Origin of the sequence: Metabacillus herbersteinensis (assembly GCF_042433335.1) — a bacterium.
Taxonomy (GTDB): Bacteria; Bacillota; Bacilli; order Bacillales; family Bacillaceae; genus Metabacillus; species Metabacillus herbersteinensis.
This window is the reverse complement of the sequence record NZ_JBHLVO010000033.1, coordinates 1-26,747: the sequence shown is the minus strand read 5'-3', so window position 1 is coordinate 26,747 and position 26,747 is coordinate 1. Positions and strand designations below refer to the sequence as shown.

General features: G+C 35.6%; 30 protein-coding genes and 1 other annotated feature. Of the genes, 24 read left to right on the top strand and 6 right to left on the bottom strand.

Translation table 11 applies throughout. The features are described 5' to 3' along the window. The 13 genes from ACFFIX_RS23650 to yodN all read left to right on the top strand — a co-directional run bounded on the left by ACFFIX_RS23650 (nt 1) and on the right by yodN (nt 13,579). Nucleotides 1-1,116 (top strand): GerAB/ArcD/ProY family transporter, encoded by a 1,116-nt coding sequence (locus ACFFIX_RS23650; RefSeq protein ID WP_378938455.1) that lies wholly within the window; start codon nt 1-3, stop codon nt 1,114-1,116. Next, entirely contained in the window at nt 1,113-2,708 is a 1,596-nt protein-coding gene (locus ACFFIX_RS23645; RefSeq protein ID WP_378938453.1) for a spore germination protein, read from the top strand. Before ACFFIX_RS23650 ends, ACFFIX_RS23645 begins: the two co-directional genes overlap by 4 nt. Further along, a complete protein-coding gene (locus ACFFIX_RS23640; RefSeq protein ID WP_378938451.1) occupies nt 2,705-3,907 on the top strand; it encodes a Ger(x)C family spore germination protein in 1,203 nt (400 codons plus the stop codon). The genes ACFFIX_RS23645 and ACFFIX_RS23640 overlap by 4 nt, the downstream gene beginning before the upstream one ends. A 155-nt stretch (nt 3,908-4,062) precedes the next feature. Then, entirely contained in the window at nt 4,063-4,926 is an 864-nt protein-coding gene (ablB, locus tag ACFFIX_RS23635; RefSeq protein ID WP_378938449.1) for a putative beta-lysine N-acetyltransferase, read from the top strand. Nucleotides 4,927-4,977: 51 nt separating this feature from the next. Then, a complete protein-coding gene (locus ACFFIX_RS23630) occupies nt 4,978-6,357 on the top strand; it encodes a sigma-54 interaction domain-containing protein (RefSeq protein WP_378938527.1) in 1,380 nt (459 codons plus the stop codon). A 112-nt stretch (nt 6,358-6,469) separates the two neighbouring features. Then, on the top strand, nt 6,470-7,900 hold the full coding sequence (gene kamA, locus ACFFIX_RS23625; RefSeq protein ID WP_378938447.1) for a lysine 2,3-aminomutase: 1,431 nt from the start codon (nt 6,470-6,472) through the stop codon (nt 7,898-7,900). After that, complete coding sequence (locus tag ACFFIX_RS23620) at nt 7,897-8,172, top strand: YokU family protein (RefSeq protein ID WP_378938445.1); 276 nt, start codon at nt 7,897-7,899, stop codon at nt 8,170-8,172. The genes kamA and ACFFIX_RS23620 overlap by 4 nt, the downstream gene beginning before the upstream one ends. A gap of 69 nt (nt 8,173-8,241) precedes the next feature. Further along, the gene (locus ACFFIX_RS23615; RefSeq protein WP_378938443.1) at nt 8,242-8,472 is read left to right on the top strand and encodes a YozE family protein; all 231 of its coding nucleotides are present in this window, start codon (nt 8,242-8,244) and stop codon (nt 8,470-8,472) included. A 259-nt stretch (nt 8,473-8,731) separates the two neighbouring features. Beyond that, nucleotides 8,732-9,997, top strand: coding sequence for an ammonium transporter (locus ACFFIX_RS23610; protein ID WP_378938441.1), 1,266 nt, complete (start codon nt 8,732-8,734; stop codon nt 9,995-9,997). A gap of 88 nt (nt 9,998-10,085) precedes the next feature. Beyond that, nucleotides 10,086-11,081, top strand: a complete 996-nt coding sequence (locus ACFFIX_RS23605) for a DUF294 nucleotidyltransferase-like domain-containing protein (protein ID WP_378938439.1) — start codon at nt 10,086-10,088, stop codon at nt 11,079-11,081. Then, entirely contained in the window at nt 11,071-11,802 is a 732-nt protein-coding gene (locus tag ACFFIX_RS23600; protein ID WP_378938436.1) for an exonuclease domain-containing protein, read from the top strand. The genes ACFFIX_RS23605 and ACFFIX_RS23600 overlap by 11 nt, the downstream gene beginning before the upstream one ends. A 335-nt stretch (nt 11,803-12,137) precedes the next feature. Continuing rightward, nucleotides 12,138-12,755, top strand: a complete 618-nt coding sequence (locus ACFFIX_RS23595) for an acetate uptake transporter (protein WP_378938525.1) — start codon at nt 12,138-12,140, stop codon at nt 12,753-12,755. 122 nt (nt 12,756-12,877) lie between these two features. After that, complete coding sequence (gene yodN, locus ACFFIX_RS23590; RefSeq protein WP_378938434.1) at nt 12,878-13,579, top strand: germination protein YodN; 702 nt, start codon at nt 12,878-12,880, stop codon at nt 13,577-13,579. On the opposite strand, the gene ACFFIX_RS23585 is transcribed toward yodN, so the two are convergent. Further along, a complete protein-coding gene (locus ACFFIX_RS23585) occupies nt 13,572-13,760 on the bottom strand; it encodes a hypothetical protein (RefSeq protein WP_378938432.1) in 189 nt (62 codons plus the stop codon). The genes yodN and ACFFIX_RS23585 overlap by 8 nt on opposite strands. A gap of 149 nt (nt 13,761-13,909) precedes the next feature. Here ACFFIX_RS23585 and ACFFIX_RS23580 point away from each other — a divergent pair, with 149 nt between their 5' ends. Then, a complete protein-coding gene (locus ACFFIX_RS23580; RefSeq protein ID WP_378938430.1) occupies nt 13,910-14,083 on the top strand; it encodes a YozD family protein in 174 nt (57 codons plus the stop codon). 40 nt (nt 14,084-14,123) lie between these two features. On the opposite strand, the gene ACFFIX_RS23575 is transcribed toward ACFFIX_RS23580, so the two are convergent. Then, a complete protein-coding gene (locus tag ACFFIX_RS23575) occupies nt 14,124-15,254 on the bottom strand; it encodes a DUF2515 family protein (protein ID WP_378938428.1) in 1,131 nt (376 codons plus the stop codon). A 189-nt stretch (nt 15,255-15,443) separates the two neighbouring features. Between ACFFIX_RS23575 and ACFFIX_RS23570 the strand changes: the two genes are divergently transcribed. The 4 genes from ACFFIX_RS23570 (at nt 15,444) to ACFFIX_RS23555 (ending at nt 17,896) form a co-directional block, all read left to right on the top strand. After that, nucleotides 15,444-16,313 (top strand): sulfite exporter TauE/SafE family protein, encoded by an 870-nt coding sequence (locus ACFFIX_RS23570; RefSeq protein WP_378938426.1) that lies wholly within the window; start codon nt 15,444-15,446, stop codon nt 16,311-16,313. 73 nt (nt 16,314-16,386) lie between these two features. Further along, nucleotides 16,387-16,527, top strand: a complete 141-nt coding sequence (locus tag ACFFIX_RS23565) for a hypothetical protein (RefSeq protein WP_378938424.1) — start codon at nt 16,387-16,389, stop codon at nt 16,525-16,527. 358 nt (nt 16,528-16,885) lie between these two features. Next, a complete protein-coding gene (locus ACFFIX_RS23560; RefSeq protein ID WP_378938422.1) occupies nt 16,886-17,512 on the top strand; it encodes a phosphatase PAP2 family protein in 627 nt (208 codons plus the stop codon). Between the two features lie 69 nt (nt 17,513-17,581). Next, complete coding sequence (locus ACFFIX_RS23555) at nt 17,582-17,896, top strand: hypothetical protein (RefSeq protein WP_378938419.1); 315 nt, start codon at nt 17,582-17,584, stop codon at nt 17,894-17,896. Nucleotides 17,897-17,939: 43 nt separating this feature from the next. Here the strand turns inward: ACFFIX_RS23555 and yoyE are convergent, their stop codons facing one another. Beyond that, nucleotides 17,940-18,083, bottom strand: coding sequence for a protein YoyE (yoyE, locus tag ACFFIX_RS23550; protein ID WP_378938417.1), 144 nt, complete (start codon nt 18,081-18,083; stop codon nt 17,940-17,942). A gap of 163 nt (nt 18,084-18,246) precedes the next feature. Between yoyE and deoD the strand changes: the two genes are divergently transcribed. From deoD to ACFFIX_RS23525, 5 genes are all read left to right on the top strand, one after another. Further along, nucleotides 18,247-18,948, top strand: coding sequence for a purine-nucleoside phosphorylase (gene deoD, locus ACFFIX_RS23545; protein ID WP_378938415.1), 702 nt, complete (start codon nt 18,247-18,249; stop codon nt 18,946-18,948). Between the two features lie 500 nt (nt 18,949-19,448). Beyond that, on the top strand, nt 19,449-19,898 hold the full coding sequence (locus tag ACFFIX_RS23540) for a MarR family winged helix-turn-helix transcriptional regulator (RefSeq protein WP_378938523.1): 450 nt from the start codon (nt 19,449-19,451) through the stop codon (nt 19,896-19,898). Between the two features lie 5 nt (nt 19,899-19,903). Then, nucleotides 19,904-20,120, top strand: a binding site (T-box leader). A gap of 46 nt (nt 20,121-20,166) precedes the next feature. Next, nucleotides 20,167-21,414 carry a tyrosine--tRNA ligase gene (gene tyrS, locus ACFFIX_RS23535; RefSeq protein ID WP_378938521.1) on the top strand — a complete coding sequence of 416 codons (1,248 nt, stop codon included), beginning with the start codon at nt 20,167-20,169 and terminating at the stop codon, nt 21,412-21,414. Between the two features lie 722 nt (nt 21,415-22,136). Beyond that, the gene (locus tag ACFFIX_RS23530; protein ID WP_378938412.1) at nt 22,137-22,979 is read left to right on the top strand and encodes a M15 family metallopeptidase; all 843 of its coding nucleotides are present in this window, start codon (nt 22,137-22,139) and stop codon (nt 22,977-22,979) included. Continuing rightward, complete coding sequence (locus ACFFIX_RS23525; RefSeq protein ID WP_378938410.1) at nt 22,980-23,489, top strand: mismatch-specific DNA-glycosylase; 510 nt, start codon at nt 22,980-22,982, stop codon at nt 23,487-23,489. A 36-nt stretch (nt 23,490-23,525) separates the two neighbouring features. Here the strand turns inward: ACFFIX_RS23525 and ACFFIX_RS23520 are convergent, their stop codons facing one another. From ACFFIX_RS23520 to ACFFIX_RS23510, 3 genes are all read right to left on the bottom strand, one after another. Then, complete coding sequence (locus ACFFIX_RS23520; RefSeq protein ID WP_378938519.1) at nt 23,526-23,744, bottom strand: hypothetical protein; 219 nt, start codon at nt 23,742-23,744, stop codon at nt 23,526-23,528. Between the two features lie 134 nt (nt 23,745-23,878). Next, on the bottom strand, nt 23,879-24,586 hold the full coding sequence (locus ACFFIX_RS23515) for a class I SAM-dependent methyltransferase (RefSeq protein ID WP_378938408.1): 708 nt from the start codon (nt 24,584-24,586) through the stop codon (nt 23,879-23,881). A gap of 56 nt (nt 24,587-24,642) precedes the next feature. Beyond that, on the bottom strand, nt 24,643-24,915 hold the full coding sequence (locus ACFFIX_RS23510) for a hypothetical protein (protein ID WP_378938406.1): 273 nt from the start codon (nt 24,913-24,915) through the stop codon (nt 24,643-24,645). Between the two features lie 303 nt (nt 24,916-25,218). Here ACFFIX_RS23510 and ACFFIX_RS23505 point away from each other — a divergent pair, with 303 nt between their 5' ends. Beyond that, nucleotides 25,219-26,613 (top strand): S41 family peptidase, encoded by a 1,395-nt coding sequence (locus ACFFIX_RS23505; RefSeq protein ID WP_378938404.1) that lies wholly within the window; start codon nt 25,219-25,221, stop codon nt 26,611-26,613. Nucleotides 26,614-26,747: the final 134 nt, after the last annotated feature.

Here is a 26,747-nt window from a genome sequence, read left to right as displayed (position 1 = left end):
GTGAAGTCCTCACAAATAGAGAATATTTCTTTGTGGCAGTTGTTTATATTAATCATCATTTTTGAAATTGGAAGTTCGGTTGTTGTTGGAGTAGGAAGTGAGGCCAAGCAAGATGCATGGTTAGCTGTGTTAATTGGCGGTATGATTGGACTATTTGTAGTATTGCTCTATTTAGTGATGCTGAAAAAGTCTAGTAACAAAACGTTATTCGGAATTATTGAGAGTTGTTTTGGAAAGTGGTTTTCAAAGCCGATTATTTTACTTTATGTACTCTACTTTTTTTATATTTCTTCACGAGTGTTGAGAGATTTTAGCGAGCTTATGGTTTCATCAATTTTCGTGCATACACCATTAGAGGTAATCTCAATTACAATGATTCTTGTTATTATCTATACCCTATACTTTGGGATAGAAGTATTAAGTCGTACCTCCGAAATCTTTTTTCCATATGTGATATCTTTTACATTAATTCTAGGATTAGGGATTTTAATGAGTGGAGAAATGAAATTTACGAATTTGCAGCCTTTTTTAGCAGAGGGAGTAGGTCCTATTGCTAAAAGTATTTTCCCAACTATCTTAACCTTTCCTTTCGGAGAAATGATTGCGTTTACAATGATAATCCCCGCTGTGAAGAATCACAAATTAGCAAGACGAGTCGTACCCTTTGCCGTGATTGTAAGTGCTGTTATACTTTCTTATTCAACTTTTATTCAAACTGCAACGCTAGGTGTTCAGATGAGAGCTCGTTCGAATTTTCCTTTACTGTCAGCTGCGCGTGAGATTTCACTTTTGAATTTTATTGAACGAGTTGACCTCCTTGTTGTGTTTGTGGTGATGTTTGGGATTATTGTCAAGGTTGGCATTTTTTTTTATGGGGGCTTAAAAGGCTTAGAACATATTTTTCAAAAGCCGTACCGTTCGTTTGCTTTACCTGTTGGATTATTAATCGCGCTATTTTCTGTAATGGTGAGTGGGAATTTTGCAGAGCATATTGAAGAAGGGATCAGATTTGTACCGTATTATATTCATATGCCAATGCAATTTTACTTACCTGTTCTTTTATTCGTTTTTACATTATTCAAGTTTAGAAAGAAACGGAAGGTGAAGAACGAATGACCTTCATTATCAAGCAGCTCTTTTCTAAAAAAAGTGAAGATCAGTCGGATGTTGTCAAAGAATTTGTTGAAGATGTAACAGATGAAAAGGCTATTTTCAGTGAAGTTGATAAGAACAGAAAAGTAATTGAAGACATTTTTGGTGAATCAATCGATTTTAGTATGAGTGAGATACTTTTTAGTGAAAGAAAAGGATTTATTATTTATTTCTCTTCTATGACGAATTCAGAACGGGTGTTACAACAGCTTAAACCATCTTTATCACAATTGCATCATGAACATGAAAAGATTGAGTCACTTGACAACCTAAAGGCGATACGAGATTCTTTTTTTTCAGATCACAGAACTGATTTAGTACAAACCTTTCACGAGTGTGTTTGGCACGCTTTAAATGGTGCGGTTGTTTTGTTTTTAGAGGGATTCGCTCATGCACTTGTCATCGAGGTTGGCGGCTTAGAACATCGTTCCATTTCAGAGCCAAGCACCCAAACAATCATTCGCGGACCAAAAGATGCGTTTGTGGAATCTTTAGATATTAACTTGAGCTTAATTCGAAGAAGAGTGAAAAATCCTAGGTTAACGTTTCGGCAATATATAGTCGGCTCAGAATCTAGGACGGCAGTGGTTATTGGATACATTGACGGATTAACAAATCCTGGAATTGTTAAAGAGGTAGAAGAAAGAATTGAAAAAATTGATATTTATGCAATTTTAGATTCTGGGAATGTTGAAGAAATGATATCAGATTCCGCCTATACTCCTTTCCCACTTATCTTTAATACTGAAAGACCTGATAGCATCGCGGCTAATTTAATGGAGGGAAAAGTCGCAATATTAGTAGATGGTAGCCCGTTTGCTCTTTTAGTGCCTTGTGTGTTTACGGATTTTTTTCAAGCCACTGAAGATTATTATCAACCCTATTTTATGTCATCTTTTATCAGATTGGTCCGTTACTCCTCTTTCATGATTTCTCTTGTACTTCCATCACTATATGTGGCACTGACCACCTATCATGTTGAATTATTTCCAACAACGCTACTTATTAGCATTCAATCTCAACGTGAAGGTGTTCCTTTTCCTGCTGTTGTAGAGATTTTGGCGATGGAATTAACGTTTGAAGTTTTGCGGGAAGCGGGAATAAGAATGCCGAGAGCAGTCGGTCAAACGGTATCGATCGTTGGTGCTCTCGTAATTGGACAAGCAGCAGTTGAAGCAGGGCTTGTCTCAAATGTACTCGTAATTATTGTGGCATTTACGGCCATTTCAAGCTTTGTTTCCCCAATTTACAACTTCTCAATTTCAACAAGACTTTTGCGGTTTGTTTTAATTATTGGTGCTTCAATTATGGGTTTATATGCCGTGCTTTTGCTTTTAGTGGTCATGGTTGTTCATTTAACAAGTTTACGATCATTCGGCGTCTCCTACTTAACCCCGGTCGCGCCCTTAACTTTAGGTGATCAAGACGACGTTTTTGTCCGTTTTCCAGTATGGGCAAACAAAAAAAAGCCGTCTTACTTAAAACAAGTTCGAAATGACAAGATGGTCAAATCTGTCAAACCAAGTCCTCCTTCGAGTGAAGGTGATCAAACATGAAGGTATGTAAATTACTTTTTTGTATGATGCTGATATTTTTAGCGGGATGTTGGGATCAGTATGAACTAGACGAGATATCAATTGTTTCTGGAATTGCGATTGAAAAGGGGGAGGGAAAGAAGTACAAACTTACTGTTGCAGTCATTAATGCGACACAATTGTCAAAACAAAGCGCTGAAGGCAATACACCTATCATAGCGTATGATTTAGAAGGCAATTCAATTTCAGAATTAACGAATAAAATGAATCAAGGGATGATGAGAAAACTGGTTTATTCACATACAAGGGTAATCGTTATTGATGAAGAAGTCGCTAGAGAAGGCACAATGGACTTTTTAGATTTTTTAGAAAGAACGGGAGAATTTCGAAATGACTTTAATATTCTTGTTGCCAAAGGTGTAAAAGCATCAGATGTAATCACAACTTCTCATCCAGTTCAAAAAATTCCCGCTATTAAAATCAATGTTCAAATCGATAATTTTCTAAAAGATTGGGGAGGAGATCCTCATGTTCAACTAACAGATTTTATTGATGCCATAACCTCAGAAGTCAGAGATCCAGTTACACAAGTTGTAACTGTAGCAGGAGATCCCGAAGCAGGAAATAAAGTTGAGAATCTTAAATCGATGGAACCACTTGCTAATGTGGTCTTGGAAGGTATATCGGTATTTAAAAAAGATCGATTAATTGGGTTTCTTTCTGTTGAAGAGGCAAGGGATTATTTGTGGACTCAAGACCTCGAAAGAACAACTGTAACCGTTCCATGTAACAGGAATGATGCTTATCTAGATATCCGAATTGTTAATTCTCATACAACGAAAAACATTTCTTACAAAAATGAGCAGCTAAAAATCGCAATAAATATAAAAGGTGAGGCTAGACTACAAGGTTCACAGTGTGCGGACAATTTAGAAAAACTAAAAACATATGAAAGTCATCAAAAAAAGCTTCAAAAGCACATAGAAAATAGTGTACAGCAAACCATACAAAAGGTACAAACTGAATATGGTGTCGACATTTTTGGTTTTGGTTCCACTTTTGAGAGGCAGAACTATCCTATCTATAAAAAAGTAAAAAAGGACTGGGATGAGTTATTTTCAAAGGCTGAAGTCGAAGTAAACGTAGATATGAGCCTGCGTCGCTCAGGAATACGAAACCGGAGCTTTTTAACAGATTTAAAAGATAGTGAAAAAGAATGAACGGGTACCCTTCGAATTATAGGGTGCTTTTTTTCTGATTTATAAAGGTCCTCAGTACCCAAGCTGACAGAGATAATCATTCAAGTTTTGTGAAATGGAAAAGCATATTTCCTGCTAGATTGCGTATGTTTAAACAAGGTTTGGAGGGGAAGAGAATGACTAAAATATATAGCGAAAAGGTTACGTTTAAAGGTAAGAATTATATTGCTACTGGTATTTCAGATTTTCATAATGAACGATTGAAAATTGAAGAATACAGAGGAAATGTACAATCACTTTTAGACAATGTTTTACTGCTTGCTCATGATAAAAAGTTAACCAAAATAATCGTCAAAACAAAATATGGAGATCAATTCTTTTTATTAAACAATGGATATGTGTTAGAAGGCATTATTACTCACTATATTAGTGGTGAAGATGTTTACTTATATGCAAAATATCTTACAGAAAACAGGAAAACGACAACTAGCTGGATTCAAGAGGACCTAATGATTTCCCAAATTACGGTTGAGCCGGTTCTGAAAGAAATCCCCACTTTTCCGAAACAATTTCAAATCAGAAAAGCAGTAGAAAAAGACGCGCATTCAATGTCCTACTTTTATGAACAAATTTTCAAAGTTTACCCAACACCATTAACAAATCCCGGTTTTTTAAAGGAAACAATGAATGAAGGAACGATCTATTATCTTGTAGAATTCGAAAAAAAAATCATAAGTGCTGCTTCAGCAGAAATAAATTCTGTTTTTCACAATGCAGAAATCACTGATTGTGCAACATTGCCTCAGTTTAGAAAGCATCAATTAATGAAGCATTTAATTTTTTCATTAGAAGCTGAACTCATTCAAAAAGGAATCTATTGTGCTTACTCAATTGCTCGATCTGCCTCATACGGAATGAATGCTGTACTCCACCAAATGAATTATCTTTACACAGGTCGTCTGACGAATAACTGTTATATTTATCAAACAATAGAAAACATGAATGTATGGTGTAAAAACTTATCTGTAAGTGCCAGATAAAGGGCATTGAAATGCTGAAAAATTGGCAGAGGAGGGAGAGCGTAGTTGAAGATACAATCTTTTACGAATAAAGAAGAGCTTTTTAAGTCCATTTTAAATTCAGTTGATGAAGGGATTCATGCGGTGGATCAAGATGGAATCACAATTTTTTATAACAAAGTTGCCGCAAATCACGATGGACTTGCCATCAATGAAGTGGTTGGACAGCATCTATTAACTATTTTCCCTTCTTTAACTGAAGAGACAAGCACACTTCTTAAAGTGATTAAAACAAAAAGGCCCATTTTCGATTTACCTCAAAGGTATATGAATATTCGTGGAGAGATTATTGAAACTGTAAATTCAACTGTTCCTATTATGATCAACGAAACCTTTATCGGGGCTGTTGAAATTGCCAAGGATTATTCAACTATTAAGAAACTGTCTGAGAAACTTCTCGACCTCCAAAGAAGAATCAGTAAAGGAAAAAGTCCATCCTCATCTCAGTCAAAAACTCTATATCGTTTCAAAGATATTATTTCAGCAGACCCCCAGCTTATACAAATGAAAAGTCTGGCAAAGAAAGTTTCTGGATCACATGCCAATGTCCTTATTTTTGGGGAAACGGGCACAGGTAAGGAACTATTTGTGCAAGCGATTCATCAAGAATCTCCAAGAAGTCATGCCCCATTCATCGCGCAAAACTGTGCTGCACTTCCAGAAAATTTATTAGAAAGTTTATTATTTGGTACAGCTAAGGGAAGTTTTACAGGTGCGATAGACCGGGCAGGATTATTTGAATTAGCGAATGGAGGTACGTTATTTTTAGATGAATTACAAGCGACGCCATTGCTATTACAAGCAAAATTATTAAGGGTTATTGAGGATGGATGGATTAGAAGAGTAGGATCTGAAAAGCAAATCCAAGTAGATGTACGCATCCTTGCAGCTATGAATGAAGAACCTGTTAAATGTGTTGAAAAGAAACAACTGCGTGAGGATCTTTTTTTTCGATTGAATGTTTTTTTGTTCAACATTCCACCACTTAATAAGCGAACTGGAGATGTAAGTTTACTAACTGATCATTTTATTAGCTATTACAACAACAAGTTAAATAAAAAAATCAAGGGTTTATCCGACAATGCTCTACATGTTCTGAAAAACCATCTATGGCCTGGAAATGTTAGGGAACTAAAACATGTTATAGAGTACGCTGTGACGATTGAAGAAGGGGATACAATTGAACTGACATCCCTTCCTGTCCATTTCCAAGCGCATATTCACCAGTCTAATCATGAGTTCTCTCCGTTAAAAGAAACACTACAGAATTTTGAAAAAGATTATATTGAAAAGGCTTTACACACTTGTAATGGAAACGTAGTGAGGACTGCAACACTGTTGAAAATCCCTAGACAAACCCTTCAATATAAAATAAAAAAGTTAAATCTTTGACAGAAATTCGGCATGTTCCCTGTTTCTCCCCTGACAAAGTCAGTTATTTATAACATGCAACAATGGCACGAATTTTGCATGTTATAAAGTAAATGAAGTGGGGGAGATCAACATGAAACAGCAACTGTATAAACCAACCAAACACTGGAGTGAATTTGAGATTTGGAAAGATGTAACCGAAGAACAGTGGAATGATTGGCTTTGGCAACTTACCCATACAATTCGTACAGTAAAGGATTTAAAGAAAGTCATCAACTTGACAGGGGATGAAGAAGAAGGTGTAAGAATATCAACGAAGACAATTCCTCTAAATATCACTCCTTATTATGCATGGTTAATGAATCCAGATGACCCGCGTTGTCCTATCCGAATGCAATCGGTCCCAATTTCAAAAGAAATGAATAAGACAAAATATGATCTTGAAGATCCATTACATGAGGATGAAGACTCTCCAGTTCCAGGATTAACACATCGTTACCCTGACAGAGTTTTGTTCTTAGTAACAAATCAATGCTCAATGTACTGTCGCTATTGCACGAGAAGACGTTTTTCTGGGCAAATCGGAATGGGCGTACCAAAAAAACAATTAGATGCAGCCATTGAATATATCGCAAAGACTCCAGAAGTACGAGATGTTCTAATTTCTGGTGGAGATGGACTCCTAATTAACGACCAAATTTTAGAATATATTTTAAAAAATTTACGTGCAATTGATCATGTAGAAATTATCCGGATCGGAACGCGTGCTCCAGTCGTGTTTCCGCAACGAATTACCGAAAACCTTTGCAATATCTTAAAAAAATACCATCCTATCTGGTTAAACACGCACTTCAACACGTCAATTGAAATTACAGAAGAGTCAAAACTAGCATGTGAACAACTTGTAAATGCTGGAGTACCTGTCGGAAATCAAGCAGTCATTCTCGCAGGAATTAATGATAGCGTATCAATCATGAAAAAGCTAATGCACGATTTGGTTAAGATTAGAGTAAGGCCCTACTACATTTATCAGTGTGACTTATCTGAAGGAATTGGCCATTTCAGAGCACCTGTTTCAAAGGGATTAGAAATTATTGAAGGATTACGAGGACACACATCTGGATATGCTGTACCTACTTTCGTATTAGATGCTCCTGGTGGTGGTGGAAAGATTTCTCTGCAGCCTAATTACCTCATTTCTCAGAGTCCGAGCAAAGTTGTTGTTAGAAATTTTGAAGGAGTCATTTCTAGCTATCCAGAACCAGAAAATTATCAACCAGGTCGTGCTGAAGATTACTTTGACTCCATTTATTCAGATCGATCCTCAAAAAGCTCACAGGTTGGGATTGCTGGAATGTTTGAGGATGTTCAATTAAACCTTGTACCTGAAAACGTAAACCGTATTCATCGCAGAAAAGCATTTGAAGAAGATCCATCACACAATACACTTAAGGACAAAAGAGAAAAGCGTGATGAAATGAAGGAGAAGAAGTTTAAGGCTCAAATCACTAAACAAGCTAGCGGAGAAATTAAATCAGAGGAGATTAAAGGTGAGAACCAATGACAAAGTGTGAATGGTGTGGAAGTTCTAATGCCAAAGAAACAACTAACAACGTATATTGGGAGTTACCGGATGGCTCTAGAGCCATCGAGATTCACAATACGCCTTGTATAGACTGCTTGGAATGTGGAATGGAATATCAACAAGAAGATACGATTAACACAATTGAAAATCACCTTCTATTAATTAGTATCGACAATGTACCTGATTCATTAACTTTTGAGGAATTAATGAGCATAAAAAAACATCTTAAACGAAACTACTTTGATTTCTAGGTATCATTATTCCCCCATTCGAGATATAATGAAAAAAATTTACTGAAACAATTTATGGGGGAAATATAGATGAAGTCCTTTTATCACTATCTAATGAAATACCGACAATCAAAAGCGAAAGACTCGATCGCTGCATTCGCAAATGATGCCTTTTTAGATCATAGCTTTCCAAAAAGCTCAACCAATTATGATCAGCTTAGCAGATACCTTGAAATGAATGGACACTATTTAGAAAGTATGTCTATTTTTGATGATGCTTGGGAACTATATCGTAGTGAAGAAGACAAACGTATAAACTAACACGAAATTCGCAAGTGATTGGTCAATAAAAGTCAATGGTTTAAACTTTAAGCGAGTCAAACTCATTTTTTCAATGAGTTTGACTCGCTTTTTATTTCGTTATCAAATAACCGTGTAAGATAATCTGACATACAATTATCAGAAACTTTGGAAAATAGGTTGACATAAGGAATAAATCCGCTAAAATAAGATTAAATAGTTACATGTTATATTTTATAACATAGAATGTTAAAAAAAGTAACTCAAAGAGGGAATCGTAATGGATGTCATTTTTTTAATGAATAGTTTATGGGTGATGTTAGGTGCAATTCTAGTTATTTTTATGTTAGGTGGATTTATTTTACTTGAGGCTGGGTCAACTCGAATGAAAAATGCTGGACACATTGCTGGTAAAACAATCTTTACGTTTGGACTCGCATCTCTCGTTTTCTGGGCAGTAGGATTTGGGTTCATTTTTGGAGACAATGGTAATTTCCTTGTCGGACTTTCACAATTTTTTTATTCAGGGGCACAAATTGAAGGGATGAATCTTTCTTCCACAGTATTCTTTGTTTTTCAATTAGCTTTTGCAGGCATTGCCATTACAATTGCTCTAGGAGGATTTGCTGAAAGAGCAAAGCTTTCCGTATATCTTATTTTTACCGTATTGTTTTCAGCGTTAATTTATCCGGTAATTGCTCACTGGATTTGGGGAGGCGGTTGGTTAGCTGAACATGGAAAACAGGACTTTGCAGGTTCAACGGTTGTTCATTTAACAGGTGCTATGGCCGCACTTGCAGCAACGATTCTGTTAAAACCGAGAATTGGAAAATTCAATAAAGACGGTTCTGCAAATAACATCTATGGACATAATCAAGTCTTTACGGCGCTTGGAGTCCTTGTACTTTGGGTAGGATGGTTTGGGTTTAATGCAGGGAGTACTGTTGCTGTTGACGATGGATTTTTCGGATATGTAGCATTAAATACGAATCTAGCAGCAGCAGCAGGATCGGTATCTGCTTTACTTATTTCGTGGATCGTTCTAGGGAAGTCAGATGTACCAACAATGTTAAATGGTGCACTTGCAGGTCTAGTTGCCATTACTGCTTCATGTGCATTTGTTGATACATGGGCAGCGGTTGTCATCGGCTTTATTGCAGGATTACTAGTTTTCTATAGTGCTAGATTTTTTGAAAAGAGAAAAATAGATGATCCGATTTATGCACTTTCAGTTCACGGTGTTGCAGGGGTATGGGGCACATTATCAACAGGATTTTTCGCAACACCTGAGCTTGCCACAGTCGGTTTACCAGGATTATTTTACGGTGGTGGATTCACACAGTTAGGCGTACAATTTATGGGAGTAGCAGTTTCTGGTGCATATGCTTTTGCAGTCTCATTTGTTATTTTATTACTTGCCAAGAAACTACTGAACGGTCTCCGTGTCACTGAGGAAGAAGAGATTATGGGATTAGATTTAAGTGAACATGGAAGTTATGGGTACCCAGAAGTATTTTTACCTAAAGATGAAAAGCTCAATGCTTAGTTTATAAAGGATAAAGTTCTATGCTCGGAGAATAATGAGCTAGAACTTTATCTGTTTTTTATCCACACGGACTAAGGAAGTGTCACAAATGAATAATAAAATGGAACATTTTGAAGTCATTAAAAAATGGAAAAATGAACATATTCGTCAATTTCAAACAGATACGAATTCCTTGAATGCTTTTCATGACAACATTATGTGTAAAGTGTTTGAAATTGCATTGCAATCTGTTACAGAACAATTTGGTGAAACTCCTTGCGACTATTCTTGGTTTGTGATGGGGAGTGCCGGTCGCTATGAACAGGGAATTTTTAGTGATCAAGATCATGGAATTGTTTATGAAAAAACATGTGAACAGACAGCTATTTATTTCAAAGAGCTAGGGAAACAACTTGCGGTAGGTCTCAATCATGTCGGATACCCTTTTTGTGAAGGGAATGTAATGAGTTCGAATCCTGTTTGGTGCAAGTCTTATAAGGAGTGGGGAAATCAGCTTATAGAGTGGATGAAAAAGGAGAGCTGGGACTCAATTCGTTATTTGCAAATTTTCCATGATGCCAGATCTTTAGTTGGTAAAAGTGAATATATCGATCAACTCAAGTCCATTTTGTATCATTTTCATAAAAATAACCCATCTTTATTGATTCGTTTTTTAGACAATGTGATGCTTGTAAAGCCTTCTGTTGGCCCGTTAGGACAAATTTTTGTAGAAGATAAAGGACCGCATAGTGGTTCGATTGATTTGAAAAGGTCAGGTTTTTTTCCATATGTAAATTCCATCCGATTGTTAGCAATAAAAGAAGAGATAAAAGAAACCACAACGCTTTCTCGAATCGATTCTCTTTGTACGCTACCGAGCTATCTAGAACCATTAGAAAAATATCGGGAACACTTTAGCGCCCTCTTAAACTATCGAATTAGCTTGTTCGAGCATGCTAACTCGTATGATGATATACATTACCTTTCAGTAGCTTCTCTTAGTCAAATCGAAAAGAATGAAGTAAAAGATATTCTTAAAAATGGAAAAAAGTTGCATCAATTTGTTCAAAGGATAGTTAAAAAGGGGTATTACGATGGGGTTTGAACCAATTATTCATTTTATGAAAGAGATGCACGGTAAAATGAATTTGAATCTGGGTGGAACCTTTCAAGGTAGTCAAAGCATGCAACAGGTTGCCTATTTACGACAATTACAAAGAGACATGAAAAAAGAAGAAACGTTGTTAATCCCTTTAAATGAATTAGATATTGTCGTATTTGATATTGAAACAACAGGTTTTTACCCAGGGCAAGGAGATACAATTCTCTCGATTGGAGCTGTTAAAGTTAGCGGTGGTTCAATAAAGGAAGAAGACGTTTTTTACTCTCTCGTCCGGTATGAGAACCCGCTCACAAGTGAAATTCAGAAATTAACTGGAATTGATGAAATGCAATTACGGGATGCCCCTTTGTTAGCAGATGTTCTTATTGATTTCTTTAAATTTGTTAGAGAACTTCCCCTAGTTGCCCACCATGCTACACATGAAAAAAATTTCCTACAGCATGCAAGTTGGAAACTTTTTAAAGCTCCATTTAAACACAGAATCATTGATACGTCCTTTTTGTACCGAATTGCTGATCCGAGTATGGAGCATGTGACATTGGAGGATTGCTGTGAACATAATCAAATTCAAGTGAAAGATCGACATCACGCACTAGGGGATGCAAAATTAGCTGCAAAGTTATGGTGTATATATATTCCCATAATTCAAAAATTAGGTTGTGAAACGTTGAGGGATTTATATGAAAGACTGGCTAAGGTATAAGGATGCAATTAAGGAACTAAAACAATATTTAGATAATAAAATTTGTATTGACCTCCTAACATAAATTTAGTATCTTCTTTAAGTATGTCTTTTTTATATTAATAAGAAAGAATAAACTTTAAGAATATAGGGTGCGTTTCTGCATCCAGCTCCAGCGCCTAGCCCCGACGCACAGGACGTGCTAGTGCAGTTACAGCGACAGGACGTCGCGGTTGTAACTGCCTCGAGGTCATAAGCCAATTATAAATTGAAGGCAAAACCCACCTTCTATTTATAATCGTCTTATGCTTGTCGGGGCTGATCAAGGCGCTTGCGCTTTAGTTCATTAGGAGGAAATAATGAATCAGCAAGATACACATCAAGTAAAAATCATCACAGCGGATCCTTCAGCAATCGGACTTTTCGGACTTGCAATGGTTACATTAGTCGCATCTTCACAGAAACTCGGATTAACAGAAGGTGTAGCTTTTATTTTGCCATGGGCGATCTTTTTAGGCGGGTTTGCTCAATTATTTGCCTGTATTCAAGATGCAAAGCATAATAATACATTTGGAACTACTGCATTCGGAGCGTTTGCACTATTTTGGTTTGGAGTAGGGAGCTCTTGGTTAATTCAATTAGGAGTGTTCGGGGAAGAATTAGCTCAAAATGTTGACTCAAAACAACTTGGTGTTGCTTTTGTAGGGTATTTAATTTTCAGCCTATTTATGACAGTGGGCGCAATGGGAACACATAAGGTCTTGTTTAGTATATTTGTTCTAATCGATTTTTTATTTATAGGACTTTCACTTAGCTCCTTTAATATTGCCTACGAGTTTACACATATGTTAGCCGCTATATCAGAATTACTAATTGCTGTTTTTTCTTTTTACGGATCAGCAGCTACTGTATTAAATACACAGTTCGGAAAAGTGGTATTACCAGTAGGTAAGCCATTTGAAATATTTAAATAATTTTTTTGGCTTCGTCAATTGACGGAGCTTTTTATTTTCTCTCATTTTTAGCCCATTACGAAACAAGCTTGATCGCATATACTATCATATTCTTATTGATCACGGCAAAAGGGGAGAGGGAGATGAAAGGTAAAAAAAATAGACCACAATTTAAGATTGGAGATGTCGTGGTAATTATTATGTATGGAACCGTTGGTACAATTACAAAGCTACATCAAATAGATCAGCATTTTATTTATGAAGTCAATCATGGTGATATTCTGTTTTTTGAGAATGGCTTACAATTGTATTCTGAGTATGAAGGTAAAGTCTTAGAAACAGAAAGAATTGATATTGAATTTCAATTTAATATTGGAGATATTGTAAATGTAGAGGGTTATGAAAACGACCTCTTCAAGGTGGTTGGATACCGCACTGAGATTTGGCGGTATTTAGAGGATGGTTGGGAAGACCTAATCTATGAGCTTACAAGAATGAATGATGGTGAGTGGTTAGAATCCTCTGAAGATGAGCTATCTCTTGTGATTAGTAATCAAGCAGCTGAATCATTTATCCAGCAACTTAGTTTTATCTATTTACTCGTTGAAGAAAAAAAGGGAATTGAAAATTTTTTATCATCACCTGTGGGGTTAGAAACATTAGAAAAGAAAATTGAGACAAAAAAATTCAAAAAAGAGCCTACGATGATTGATGATCTATTAGATATATATAACGATTACAAGGTTCTATACAAGATGTTTCGAGATCCTGAGTATAAGGAAATGATGAATTTAATACTTCAAAGTTTGAATCGGTACGAAACGAAAGACTTTGACACTAATTGATAACTGTAACGATAAGATAGAGGAAAAAAGGAACGCAAAACAATACGATGAGTGTAAATAGAACTTTAATAGATTTTGTAAGCAGTACATCATAGCCATCGCCATCTATAAAGTTTAGCAAATGTTGAAGAGCTGAACTTTCCCCCTCATTTTGTTCGCGTTTTATAACCTCAGTTGTCATACGAATCATCTCCTTTTTTGCTTGTCCCATTGATTGTAAATATATTAGGTTACTTAACAAAATATTCTTAATTTTTTTTCTAAAGTTGAATTGCATTTTGACATATGTCCCTCTCCTTAAACATAAACAATTACTAAGGGGGCGATGTTGTGAAAGAAGTTGAGGTTGTGATTGATACTGAAGAAATAGCTGAATTCTTTTACAATGAGCTAACAAAGAGAGGGTATCTTCCTTCTGAAGAGGAAATAGAAGAAATAGCAGATATAACATTCGACTACTTACTAGATAAGTGTATTATTGATGAAGAAGTAGAGGATGAATAAAAAAACTCGGCGAAAGCCAAGTTTTTTTTTGTTTGAAGAGTCAAAGCATAATTTGTTGTTTCATTTTCACAAGTGAGACAAGTTTTAATAGATCAAATTTCACATCTTTCGTTACATCAACTGAGTTGACCTTAACCATTTGTTCGAAGCCCTTTACTTGATCAAAGCTCGTAAACCAATCATTTTTTGTGAAGATGTGTTCAACATCTTCCCATGCGGAGTATAGAGTAGGGCTATAAATTTTCTTATTGGTCATATTCGTTGAAAATAAGTGTGGCCAATAGTCACTTCTGGAAGCAGTATGGGTATTTCTTTCTGCGAAATCAAGAATTCTTTCGTACAACTGTTGAAAAAATAAAATATCATAGAGCGTTTTTCCAACATGAATGCGTGCACTTACCTCGGAAAAATTTTGAATTTCGACGCCAGCAAGTGAGTGGATTGGTTGGAAAAATATCTTTTGATGGGGAAAGAAGACGTTTGTTAACCCAAGCTTTTCCTGTATCATAAACGACAAACTGTTTAGAATATGTTTTTTCGTACCGTCTGAGTTCATTAAGTTTTTCTCTAGATAGTTTTGCTCATTTGTAATAAGGGCATTAGTTAAAATATGAGAGTCTCTATACTGAAAAAAGTGTTTCCAGATGGGTTTCATAAACTTAGAAACATTAAATGCAAGTAGTAAATCAAACAAGGGCTTTTTTCTTGTTTTGCTTTCCTCGTAAAGTAACAATTGTGGATAGGCATCATGAAAAATGAGTGCATTTGCCCGTTCGAGAAAATGGAAAAGAGTGGTTTGTTGATGATTTTGGAGGAACGGAGAAATAATATCACTCTTTAAGTCTGTCATGCTCCAGCCACCATTTCGAGAGACCATATGTGCTAAAAGTGCCCAATGAACGTCTTCGTTAGCTAGATAAAAGTTTAAGTAAGCATTTGTTCTCGTAATATTATTTACATTCAGCAGTTTTGTCCGTAATTTAATATTTTTAATTAAATTTCTTTCTTCTTGGTTAGTCGTTAAGGGTTCGTGCTTCTGAGATGCCAATGTGAGCTGATGATAGAGTTCGTTTTTATCATAATCAGAGACCATGGAGTAAGGGAGTACTTTTACGTCAGCATGTTTTCTAAATAAACAATGAAGTGACATGATCTCATTCCTTTGTATCATTTTAGTTAAATGTATGAAGAAATGTGCTTTTTGTTTCCTTTTGTTTTTTTTTTTGTATAAGGTAGTTGGCACAAAAAAGGGCATTCCTATGAGAGTTTCGGTGTTATATAGTTGCCTACAAGTTGCAAATGAACAATGGTATACTAATAAAGGTGTGAGGATTTTATAAAGGTGTTGATCATTATTTTAATGTTATTTATTGGTATGGGGATATTAATTGGGATTTTGTCTGGTTTTTTTGGAGTAGGTGGAGGATTTATTTTAACGCCAATCTTATTGCTTATGAACTATGATCCTATATTTGCAATTACAATAAGTCTTATGTATACAATTGGGACTTCATTGAGTGGTGTTTTGGCACATACAAAGATGAAAAATGTGATTTGGAAAGATGCACTTATTATAGCTACAAGCGGTGTTATTGCTACGCAAGTCGCATATCCATTTGTTTTATTCTTACAAAAAATAGGATATGACCAATTTGTTATTCCACTTTTATTTATTGTCTTGTTGGCTTATTTTGCTATTAATATGCTAAAGGGGCAAAGACCACCTTCCATGGAAAAGCTAACTAGTAATAAAACCGTAGTGAATAAAAATTTAATTTTAATTCTTACTGGCTTTGCAGGAGGATTCCTCTCCACTACTCTAGGTGTGGGTGGTGGATTTATCATCGTTCCATTACTTATTTCTTATACAAATTATCCATCTAGACAAGCAGTCGGAACTAGCTTAATGAGCGTTTTGTTTATTGTGTTTGTTGGATTTATTACATATATGATCAAATCACCGATCGATTTAACGTTAGGTGGAATTTTAATAGTTGGTGGATTACTCGGTGCGCAAATAGGTGCGTATCTGATAAACAGTTATGAACATCATGAAGTGAAAATAATGCTCGGTTTGCTCTTTGTCGTCACCTTTATAAGCATGTGTTTAAAGTTATTTCACTTCGATCAAACCGGACTAGCAATCATAGCTATTTTTTTATTTGTACTTTACTTTTATATGATTCGGAAATTTATACATACTAAAAGAGAGAAGAGTGAGCTGAGCTAAATGAAGGTCTGCATATGAATGCTGAAACTGAAGAAACTATCTTTGAATTGTAAAAAAGAAAGGTGGTTCTTAAATGTCAAGAAAGCATCATAACAGCCCAGAACAGAAAGCTCAAGTATCCCATCAAAAGGAAGAATATAGCACTGAAATTACTCATAAAGCGAAGCCTGCTCCAGGGCATCGAGAAAAGTCAAAACATAAAAATGAAAAATGATTTTATTGTGTTAGTCAACAAAGGATTAGCTAAAAAAAGCTAGTCCTTTGTTGTATTACACAAGAATTTATATAATCTTTATACTCAGTACTCGTTACTGAATCCAGCTCCAGCGCCTAGCCCCGAAACACAGGACGTGCTAGTGCAGTCAGTGCGACAGGACGTCGCGTTTTTGACTTTTGACTGCCTCGAGATCATAAGTCAATTCTAAATTGAAGGTAAAGAACGCCTTCTACCCTAGAATCGCCTTATGTTATGCCTAAGGCTGACCAAGGCGCTTGCAATTTTTTAAGTTTGAAGAAATTAAATAGTGGTAATAGTTACTAATATCGTTAATGAAGAATGTTGGAGTGATTGCATGATTAAGTGGATATTTTCCTTAGTCCTTATTTTTATTTTAATTTCAATTATTTACCCATTGTCCTTTATTGCATCGATTGATGTAAGCTTTATCAGATTTTTTGAAGAAATAAGGACAGAGTTTTTAACTGATCTTTTTCTGCTAATTTCTGATATCGGTTCAATTAAAGTGATTTTACCAATCACGTTCTTTGTAGTCTTCGTTTTGGTCATACGTCGTGATTTTATTGGAGCTATCTACCTACTCGTATTGTTTTTTGGTGTTCGGGCTTTCAATTATGAATTGAAAGGATTGTTTTCACGAGACAGACCGGATTTTGAGGCAGTTTATGAGGCTGCTTACTATAGTTTTCCAAGTGGACATTCAATGAACTCTGCTGCAAGTTATTCGTTTATTTGCTTCATTCTCCTTGTGAATTTTATGTTCAAAAGCTCTGTTAATGCAACGTTGGTTTCTTTTACGTCTATTCTGATTCTGCTTATTGGGTTAAGTAGGGTGTACTTAGGAGTTCATTTTATTACTGATGTTGCTGCAGGCTTTCTTGCGGGAATTGCTTGGTGTTTAGTGGTAGTTTTATTATATAGACAAACAAAGACTAAATTCGACAAAAAAAGTAACGTTTAGATAAAGGATTATTGGGTGTCTACCTCTAACTATTTAAGAACAAGGTATCAGTATAGGGGGTAGACTTTAGTGGTTTCTTATTTGTTTTTGTTAAATAAAAGGATCTCGCCTTATGACATTACCATCTTTCAAACTCCGGCTTTTGGTGAATCAAAGGGGTATCGGCCAGTTTATCGCGTAAACGTTGAAGCACCAAATCATCCTGATGCGATAAAAAAAGTATTTCGAATGTTTAATGTCCCTGACATGGTTCCTTCAGATTATCACGCACGATTCATAAGTACTGGTGATATTTTATTAATTGACGAGGGAAGAAGAGGACAGACTTATTATAGGTTACACCCAGAGGGTTGGACAGAAATTAATCGTATTCATGTAAGATAGAGGAAAAGCAACTGATGAATATAAATCAGTTGCTTTTAGCTTTTTATAGATTGTTGCCAGGTCCGTTTTTTCGTTTTGAAGGTGATGCTTCCTTACCATGTGCTGTTTCTTCAGCGGCAATTGCTTCAGGTGGTATATGGTTATTTTTTTTCGGTGAATTAATTCGGTTTCGGTGTTTTTTACCCACTTTACAATCCTCCTATTAATTATCGATTCAATTATAGAGTTTACTGAACGAATGAACTTTAAGCATGTTAATAACTTCTTATTTAACGGTACTTTTTTTAGGCCGTTTGGGTATGTTATAGTTGTTTTGCTAAGCTTGTACAATTAAGAGGAGGTTTACAAAGATGAGCATACATATTGGTGCAAAAGAAAATCAAATTGCGGAAACGATTCTTCTACCTGGGGATCCACTTCGAGCAAAATATATTGCCGAGACGTTTTTAGAAGATATTACTTGTTATAACGAAATTCGAGGAATGCTTGGGTTTACTGGTACATATAAAGGAAAACGAATTTCTGTTCAAGGAACAGGCATGGGTGTTCCTTCAATTTCAATCTACATTAATGAATTAATGCAAAGTTATGGTGTGCAGAAATTAATTCGTGTAGGTACTTGTGGCGCAATTCAGAAAGATGTAAAAGTAAGAGATGTTATTTTAGCGATGAGTGCTTCAACGGACTCCCAAATGAACCGACTTACTTTTGGTGGAGTTGATTTTGCTCCAACAGCTAATTTTGATTTGTTAAGAAAAGCATATGATGTTGGTACAGAAAAAGGTTTAAACTTAAAAGTAGGGAATATTTTTACAGCTGATATGTTTTATAATGACAACTCAGAATTAGAAAAATGGGCTCAGTATGGCATTTTAGGAATTGAAATGGAGTCTGCCGCATTATACACACTGGCTGCAAAATATGGCCGAAAAGCTCTATCTGTGTTAACAGTAAGTGATCACATCTTAACAGGTGAAGAAACAACATCCGAAGAGAGACAAACAACGTTTAATGAAATGATCGTTGTAGCACTTGAAGCGGCAATAAAATAAAATGAAGACCGTGCGCGAGACGAAAGTAGTTCCGTTTTTGTGGTGAAACACATTGATCAGCATACTGATTAGCAGACCAAATCGAATATGATTTGGTCTTTTATAACCCTTGTTATATCAATGGATATTTATTTTTATTTTTATCATATGAAATCGCACAGCAAATAGCATACCCACCAGTGTGACAATAGCTATTGTCATCTTGCTATATAGGGTGCTAATTACAATGTTACTTTTATCTTAATTTGATTCAACAAAAGGCAATTGTAATTTTATTTTAAAATAGGTATATAGATTGTGAAAGCTGTACTTATACGAAGTAGGTTAGTTTCATTTACCAAGAATATCTTTATTGCATTTTTTTGTTTTTTTTGTTATTATCGTTTCATAGCTAACGATTATGAAAATTATAGGAGGGAGTCATTATTCATACATTTAATGAAGATGGGGAATTGCTCCCTGAAGAGAAAGATACAATCAATCTCTTAACTAAATTACCAATGGATTCACTTAACTTGGATGCGATTGCTGTTGTAACAAACATTTATCGAATTGCACAAGGATTAAGAAATAAAATGGAACGAGAAGTCCTATCGGAATATGGTCTATCTTGGACATCATTCTCACTACTTTATGACTTATGGATAGGAAATTCGATAGAAACAAAAAAATTAGCAGAGTCTGCTGGAGTATCAAAATCAACAGTTAGTAATATTACTAATACCTTGGAGAGAAAAGAATTATGCTATCGGAAAGTGGATAACAGAGATAGAAGAATTACTTATGTTACGATAACAGATAAAGGCAGGGGAATTATGGAGAATCTTTATCCAAGGTTTCATAAAGGTGAAGTAGAAATTGTTTCTAGTCTCTCTGTAGATGAGCAAAAGAATATCTCGGCATTATTAAGAAAAGTAATAAAAGATAATCATTTTGGATTTATTAAATGAATAAAAAACAAGTATTGACGGGAAACGAAGTAGTAGTTATCTCGCTGTATCAGAGAGTCGATGGTTGGTGTGAATCGACACAAAGATAACATGAATTACATTCCCCCTGAGCTTTCTTTGTGAGGAAATACGTAGCAAAGGACGGATGAGCCGTTATTCGTTAAGTGGAAGAATTAAATTCTTCAATGAGGGTGGTACCGCGTGCAAAACCACGTCCCTTTTTATAAGGGATGTGGTTTTTTATATTTTTTTTTTGAGGAATGAAAAAATGAGTGAAGTAATGAAACAACTAACAGCAGAACAGTTATCCGAAGTAAAAAGGCAAATGGGTATATACACGCAAGGTGTACAAGATATTATTCCTGTCGAAGAATTAGAAAATAAAGTGGCAAAATCAGTTTTGGAAAACCGACCACTTAAAATCAAATTAGGATTAGACCCTTCAGCACCAGATGTACATCTTGGTCATACGGTCGTTCTAAAGAAAATGAGACAGTTTCAAGATAACGGTCATATCATCCAATTGCTGATTGGGGATTTTACAGGAAAGATTGGTGACCCAACAGGGAAGTCGGTCGCTAGAAAACAATTAACAGATGAAGAAGTTAAACATAATGCAAAAACGTACTTCGAACAATTTGAAAAAGTGGTTGATATGGAAAAAGTGGAACTTCATTATAACTCGCAGTGGTTATCTCAATTAAATTTTGAGGATGTCATCCAGTTGGCTGGGAAAATAACGGTTGCAAGATTAATGGAAAGGGACGATTTTGAAGAACGTATTGCATTTGGAAAACCAATATCCCTACACGAGTTCTTCTACCCTTTAATGCAAGGTTACGATTCAGTTGTATTAGAATGCGATATTGAGCTCGGAGGAACGGACCAGCACTTTAATATTCTAATGGGAAGGCATTTTCAAGAGAAATATGGAAAAGAAAAACAAGTAGCAATATTAATGCCATTATTAGAGGGACTTGATGGTATAGAGAAGATGTCTAAATCAAAGAAAAACTACATCGGCATTGATGAAAGTCCACAAGAAATGTACGGAAAAGCGATGTCTATTCCAGATGAATTAATGAATAAATATTTCGAATTGATTACTGACTTCTCTCCTAATAATCTTGAAACAATAAAAACAGGTATGGAATCAGGTAATTTACATCCTAGAGATGCAAAAATGCTTCTAGGGAAAACGATAGTAAGAATGTATCACGGAATAGAAGCAGCAGAAAAAGCAGAACAGCAATTTATCTCAGTCTTTCAAAAAGGAGCAGCACCAGATGAGATGCCATTGGTTGAATGGAGAGGGAATACAGAAATGCCAGTGATAGACTTCCTAGTTGATATTCATTTGTTAAGCTCAAAAAGTGAAGCCCGCCGAATGATTGAGAATAGGGGAGTAAAAATAAATGGAGACAAAGTAGAAGATACGGGTATTCTAGTTTCTATTAACCATGGTCTAGTTGTACAAGTTGGGAAGCGGAAGTTTGTAAAGATAAAGATGTTATAGGATTTTGGGTGCAACTGAGTTGCACCTTTATTTTAATTCTACTAGTTAAAGTATCGGGTGCTTTAACTGAATAAGAGAAACCATAATTCAAACGCTCAGAGAATAATTCTTTGAGCATTTTTGTTTGTTAATTGGTATGTGATTTTCACTGTGAATTAAAGCGTTATTCAATATGTTTTTTAAGTTTTTCTCCACATTATCGGAACTACTTAGTGCAAGACGCATGTTCTTTTTTTTACACCAGAATTTATATAATCCTAAGACACAGTAAGCGTTTCTAAATACACCCGACGCACAGGACGTGCTATTGCAGTCATGGCGATTGACGTCGCGTTTTTGACTGCCTGGTGGTCATAAGGCTGATCAAGGCGCCCCGCACTTTTTTTAAAAGATAAGAAAGTATAAGTTTTTTGTACTTAGTTTTTGTGTCTCACGCAAGGCGCCCGGCTCGAGGTCATAAGCCAATCCGTCCAGAAGGTTAAAGAACAACCTTCCAGCCGGCTCGTCTTATGCGTGTCGCCGATAAGCGGGCGCCTTGCGCTTTTCTTACTAAAACTAGTTTACACCTGCTTGATTAGAGGTAATAGGTATAAAGATTCTTCATAATGCCAAATAATGCATAGTAGAAGTTCTTTTGCTTCAATTTTTAAGAAATCGTTTTAGTCTCTTAGATAACTCGTGTTAAGATGTAGATTGTCAGGAAAAACGATAGGGTGGTTATCATGAATAGTAAACAGAATTTTCTTGGAAGTATTTTCATTATCTGTCTCACTTCTTTAACGGCTTGCAATTTCGAGATACCGTATAAAATACCCTTTTTAGGTAGCGATTACGGTGCTGTCACAGAGAATGAAACAGTAACACCAAAAGAAGATGTTCAGGGTAAGAATGAAGATAATGAGGAACAAATAGATGAAGACTTTCTTTTAGAATCGAGTTATTTTAATGTTGTAAAACAGGTCGATAATAGACCTACGATTACGAACCCAGAGAATGTCCTAGCATTAGTCAACAAGGAGTTTGCTCTACCTGTTGATTATGAACCAACTGATTTAGTTGCTCCAGATGTTCCTTTCTCATTTGGAGACCAAGATGTTTCTCAAAGGTACATTCGAGAAGAAGCCGCTGTAGCACTTGAGGAGCTTTTTGAGTCAGCTCAAAATGAAGGAATCGAACTCTTTGCAGTTTCTGGATATCGTTCATACGAACGCCAGCAAGGAATTTTTAATAATGAAAAAGAAACAAAGGGTGAGGAAGAGGCTCTTGAGGCGGTCGCGCTTCCTGGTCAAAGTGAACACCAAACAGGTCTGGCAATGGACGTCACGAGCAGAAGTGTTAACTTAGAAATCACCCAAGAATTCGGTGAAACAATTGAAGGCATTTGGATAAAAGAAAATGCACATCTTTTTGGTTTTATCATTCGATACCAAAAGGGTAATGAAGAATTAACGGGCTATCAATATGAGCCTTGGCATTTAAGATATGTAGGAAAAGAACAAGCAAAGGTTATCTTTGAACATGGGTTAACACTTGAAGAATATTTTAATAAGGTTAAGAAGATTTAGGTGAATAGGAGTAAAGATTTAGATATCGTTGATGATAACCTGTTATTGATTTTTATTGGGTACAATCCAAGTCCTGTTTCTGAAGAAATGGGTCATCATTATGCGAACAAAAGTAATCGGTTTTGGAAGCTTCTTTATCAATCGGGAATCACAGAAAGACTCTATCAACCTGAAGAGGATTCTTCACTTTTGAGCCTTGGCTTTGGTTTCACTAATATTGTTGCCCGACCAACACCTGCTGCAGCTGATATTACCAAAGAAGAATACACTGTAGGCAGAAAAATACTACGAGAAAAGTTGGATAAGTACAAGCCTAAAGTTGCCTTTTTTGTAGGCAAAGGAGTTTATCTTCAGTATAGTGGTAAAAAGAGTGCGCAATGGGGGAAACAGCCTGAAAGTGTTATTAAAGGTGTTATTGACTTTGTTGGCCCTTCTTCAAGTGGTTTAGTTCGAATGAAAATTGCTGACATTGTAGAGATTTATCGTGATGTAGGACAATATATTAAGTAAAAAAACCTTCCACTCACATGGAAGATTTTTTTGGTTCTACCAAAATAACAAGCCACCTAAAACGACACCCGTGACAAATGCTAAACCTATTCCATATGGACGACCATACCCATACCCATAGCCTCCACCGTAAAAGCCTAGACCGAAGCCGTCATTTCTTCTTGATCCCATCGGTTGAATAAACACTTTATTGCGAGTAACATGCGTAATTCTACCTACATGAACTCTACCCATACGATCATTGATTCGGACCATTTTACCCTGATATTGGCAGCAAACATTGTAATAATTATGAGACAAAAATATCCCTCCTTAGATTCCTTACAAGAGTAATGTATGAGGACATAGTAAAAAGGGATTGTACGCTTATCCATATATCATGTGTGGGGCTAGCCTTTAATAACTCGAAAAACTTTATATGATAGCTTGTTTTTGTATTTTTCGGTTAATTCTTCGTGTGCAGTCAGCATTTCATAGTCAGATTGGGAAATAGAGCTTGATACGTCAAATTCTGTCGTTGGTTCATCCAGAGCTAAATCAAAATCGTTCTGATCGAAAATTTGAACGGAAGAGAATCCACTTTGAGTAAAAAGTGTTACCCATTCTTTTTCGGATAAAACCTGAGAAAATCCATAAAATTGAAGGATCTCCTGTTCTTCATCATCTGTTAAAGATTGTGTCGTAATTATCTCAATCGCAATTAATATACCGTACTCTTTTAAAATTCGATGAATCTCTGATAATGAGGATTCTATAGAAGTAAAAGATAAAACAGATTCACTCAAAATAACATCAAATTCATCGCTTGAAAAAGGTGTACTTTCAACAGAACAATTCATATAAGCAATATCAAATTGTCGTTTTTTGTTTCGTTGAATTGCTTTAGCAATCATTGTTCTATCTATATCAATGCCTTTTACATTGTAACCAAGCTGTTTTAGAAAACTAGTTGTTTGTCCTGTCCCACAGCCTACATCTAAAATAGAACTATGCTCGGGATAAGACTCTTGCTCATAAATGGCCTTTGTCAACATCAATCCACCGGGGTGTGCACCACCGATACCTAATAAAGACAATAGACGTAAGTAATCAGACATAGTTTAACCCCGCTTTTCATACTTTCTTTACTCTATGCAAGAAAAGTACTATGTTGTTACATACATTGTAAAAGTGAATGTTTATCAAAGAGTACTCTTAGTTTCATAGACATTAATTGTTGCATTTCTATTTTATAAACACTTTTTAAAGATCGCTTTAATTGAAGGTTTTTAATGTAACAATCAATTTCGTTTTGCACATACTGTAAAACTTGATTTTTATAAAAAAGAGTATGAGTATGAATTTTACTGTCAACATCTTTAATAAGTGAAAACGTAAACTGAATAATCTCATAATCAATTTGACCAAGATATTCGGAAAGTTGCATCGTTACTCCTCCTGCCTTTACATCTGTGTAATAAAATTTACAATAAATTAATAATTAAGTCTCATGAAATTTGTCGAAGAGAAAAATTTCTTTTTATCATTCATATTCCTGAAGAGGACGACATGTGTTTGCGAAATTTATGGAGAAGTAATATATAAATTGAGTTACCAATCTTCTTTATCTCTAATTTATCTAAGTAAAAAAGAGATAATAACAAAGCGCTTCTAGAAGGTTATAAAGTTGACGTAGTTCAATTCCTTAGACATAATAGTTACATAAATAAAGGTGGTGTTTGATTTAAGTATGAAGAAGATACAGTTAATAATTGGTTTTATTTTAACCGCTGTTCTTAGTGCAGCTCTTACCTATAATTTCACTCAGTCAACTAATACAAGCCTAAAAGCCATTGGGAGTGACGATCCTTTCGAAAAACTTCGTTCTACATATGAAACAATCCAGTCAGATTATTATCAAGACGTTGATTCAAAAGAGCTCGTTGAGGGTGCAATTAACGGAATGGTTGAATCGATTGGAGATCCATACTCGGATTATATGTCTATAAGCGAAGCCAAAAGCTTTAATGAGAATATTTCTTCTTCGTTTGAAGGAATTGGTGCAGAAGTACAGGATAATAACGGAAAAATTATGATTGTATCACCTATTAAAGGTTCCCCGGCTGAAAAGGCTGGAATCAAACCTAAGGATAAAATCTTGCAAGTAGATGAAAAGTCTGTGGAAGGGATGACGGTAAACGAGGCTGTCATGCTCATTCGTGGTGAAAAAGGAACAAAAGTTAAACTTCTTGTCGAACGAGACGGTGTCGGTGAACTTGAATTGACGATTATAAGGGATACAATTCCACTTGAAACTGTCTATACAGAAGTAATTGAAGGTAATATCGGTAAAATTCAAATTACAAAGTTCTCGGAGACAACAGGAACTGAACTTGCAGAGGCGTTAACCGAACTAAATGAAAAGAATGTAGATGGACTTGTTCTTGATTTACGCCAAAATCCAGGTGGCTTAATGGATCAAGCAATTGGGATGAGTGAATTATTTATTCCAAAAGGAAAAACCATTATGCAGGTTGAAAATAAGGATGGATCGAAAGAGGTATATAAATCAGAAAAAGATCCTGCTCTTGATGTGCCAGTAGTAGTTGTAGTTGATAATGGTACCGCTAGTGCAGCTGAAATTATGGCAGCTGCCCTCCATCAATCAGCAGGAATTCCTGTGGTAGGTGAAAAAACCTTTGGAAAAGGTACCATTCAATCTGCAAGAGGCTTTGACGATGGTTCCTCAGTGAAATATACAATCGCTAAATGGTTAACTCCTGACGGAACATGGGTTCATGAGAAGGGCTTTAAGCCACAGTATGAAGCGAAATTACCTGAATATGCAAATCTGCCTTATTTAGATCCTGATAAAACATTAAAAGAGGGAGACTCTTCTCCAGAAGTTAAAACAGCACAACAAATGTTAAAAGCTGTTGGATATGACGAAATTGGAGCAGAAGGCTATTTTGATAGCGGAATGAAACAAACGGTAGAAAAATTTCAAAAAGACCAAGATCTAACAGTCACTGGTGAAATGACAAGTGAAACAATTATTAAATTAATGGAAACTATCCAAAAACAGTTAAGTGATAATGATACACAGGTTAAAAAGGCAATTGAGGTCTTAAACGAGAATAACTAACGAAAAAATCTTCTTATCATACTATTGATAAGAAGATTTCAGTTTGTAGACAAAAGGAGTTCGGAATGCTCTCATTCCGAACTCCTTTTTGATTTTTTTATTGGATTTGAAGCAATTATAGAGAATAGTAGACC

What these genes read in the sequence shown, in the direction of transcription:
- ACFFIX_RS23645 (WP_378938453.1), top strand. Translation starts at nt 1,113, where the DNA reads ATGACCTTCATTATCAAGCAGCTCTTTTCTAAAAAAAGTGAAGATCAG.
- ACFFIX_RS23640 (WP_378938451.1), top strand. Translation starts at nt 2,705, where the DNA reads ATGAAGGTATGTAAATTACTTTTTTGTATGATGCTGATATTTTTAGCG.
- ablB (WP_378938449.1), top strand. Translation starts at nt 4,063, where the DNA reads ATGACTAAAATATATAGCGAAAAGGTTACGTTTAAAGGTAAGAATTAT.
- kamA (WP_378938447.1), top strand. Translation starts at nt 6,470, where the DNA reads ATGAAACAGCAACTGTATAAACCAACCAAACACTGGAGTGAATTTGAG.
- ACFFIX_RS23620 (WP_378938445.1), top strand. Translation starts at nt 7,897, where the DNA reads ATGACAAAGTGTGAATGGTGTGGAAGTTCTAATGCCAAAGAAACAACT.
- ACFFIX_RS23615 (WP_378938443.1), top strand. Translation starts at nt 8,242, where the DNA reads ATGAAGTCCTTTTATCACTATCTAATGAAATACCGACAATCAAAAGCG.
- ACFFIX_RS23610 (WP_378938441.1), top strand. Translation starts at nt 8,732, where the DNA reads ATGGATGTCATTTTTTTAATGAATAGTTTATGGGTGATGTTAGGTGCA.
- ACFFIX_RS23605 (WP_378938439.1), top strand. Translation starts at nt 10,086, where the DNA reads ATGAATAATAAAATGGAACATTTTGAAGTCATTAAAAAATGGAAAAAT.
- ACFFIX_RS23600 (WP_378938436.1), top strand. Translation starts at nt 11,071, where the DNA reads ATGGGGTTTGAACCAATTATTCATTTTATGAAAGAGATGCACGGTAAA.
- yodN (WP_378938434.1), top strand. Translation starts at nt 12,878, where the DNA reads ATGAAAGGTAAAAAAAATAGACCACAATTTAAGATTGGAGATGTCGTG.
- ACFFIX_RS23585 (WP_378938432.1), bottom strand. Translation starts at nt 13,760, where the DNA reads ATGACAACTGAGGTTATAAAACGCGAACAAAATGAGGGGGAAAGTTCA.
- ACFFIX_RS23575 (WP_378938428.1), bottom strand. Translation starts at nt 15,254, where the DNA reads ATGATACAAAGGAATGAGATCATGTCACTTCATTGTTTATTTAGAAAA.
- ACFFIX_RS23570 (WP_378938426.1), top strand. Translation starts at nt 15,444, where the DNA reads ATGTTATTTATTGGTATGGGGATATTAATTGGGATTTTGTCTGGTTTT.
- ACFFIX_RS23565 (WP_378938424.1), top strand. Translation starts at nt 16,387, where the DNA reads ATGTCAAGAAAGCATCATAACAGCCCAGAACAGAAAGCTCAAGTATCC.
- ACFFIX_RS23560 (WP_378938422.1), top strand. Translation starts at nt 16,886, where the DNA reads ATGATTAAGTGGATATTTTCCTTAGTCCTTATTTTTATTTTAATTTCA.
- deoD (WP_378938415.1), top strand. Translation starts at nt 18,247, where the DNA reads ATGAGCATACATATTGGTGCAAAAGAAAATCAAATTGCGGAAACGATT.
- ACFFIX_RS23540 (WP_378938523.1), top strand. Translation starts at nt 19,449, where the DNA reads ATGGATTCACTTAACTTGGATGCGATTGCTGTTGTAACAAACATTTAT.
- tyrS (WP_378938521.1), top strand. Translation starts at nt 20,167, where the DNA reads ATGAGTGAAGTAATGAAACAACTAACAGCAGAACAGTTATCCGAAGTA.
- ACFFIX_RS23530 (WP_378938412.1), top strand. Translation starts at nt 22,137, where the DNA reads ATGAATAGTAAACAGAATTTTCTTGGAAGTATTTTCATTATCTGTCTC.
- ACFFIX_RS23520 (WP_378938519.1), bottom strand. Translation starts at nt 23,744, where the DNA reads ATGGTCCGAATCAATGATCGTATGGGTAGAGTTCATGTAGGTAGAATT.
- ACFFIX_RS23515 (WP_378938408.1), bottom strand. Translation starts at nt 24,586, where the DNA reads ATGTCTGATTACTTACGTCTATTGTCTTTATTAGGTATCGGTGGTGCA.
- ACFFIX_RS23510 (WP_378938406.1), bottom strand. Translation starts at nt 24,915, where the DNA reads ATGCAACTTTCCGAATATCTTGGTCAAATTGATTATGAGATTATTCAG.
- ACFFIX_RS23505 (WP_378938404.1), top strand. Translation starts at nt 25,219, where the DNA reads ATGAAGAAGATACAGTTAATAATTGGTTTTATTTTAACCGCTGTTCTT.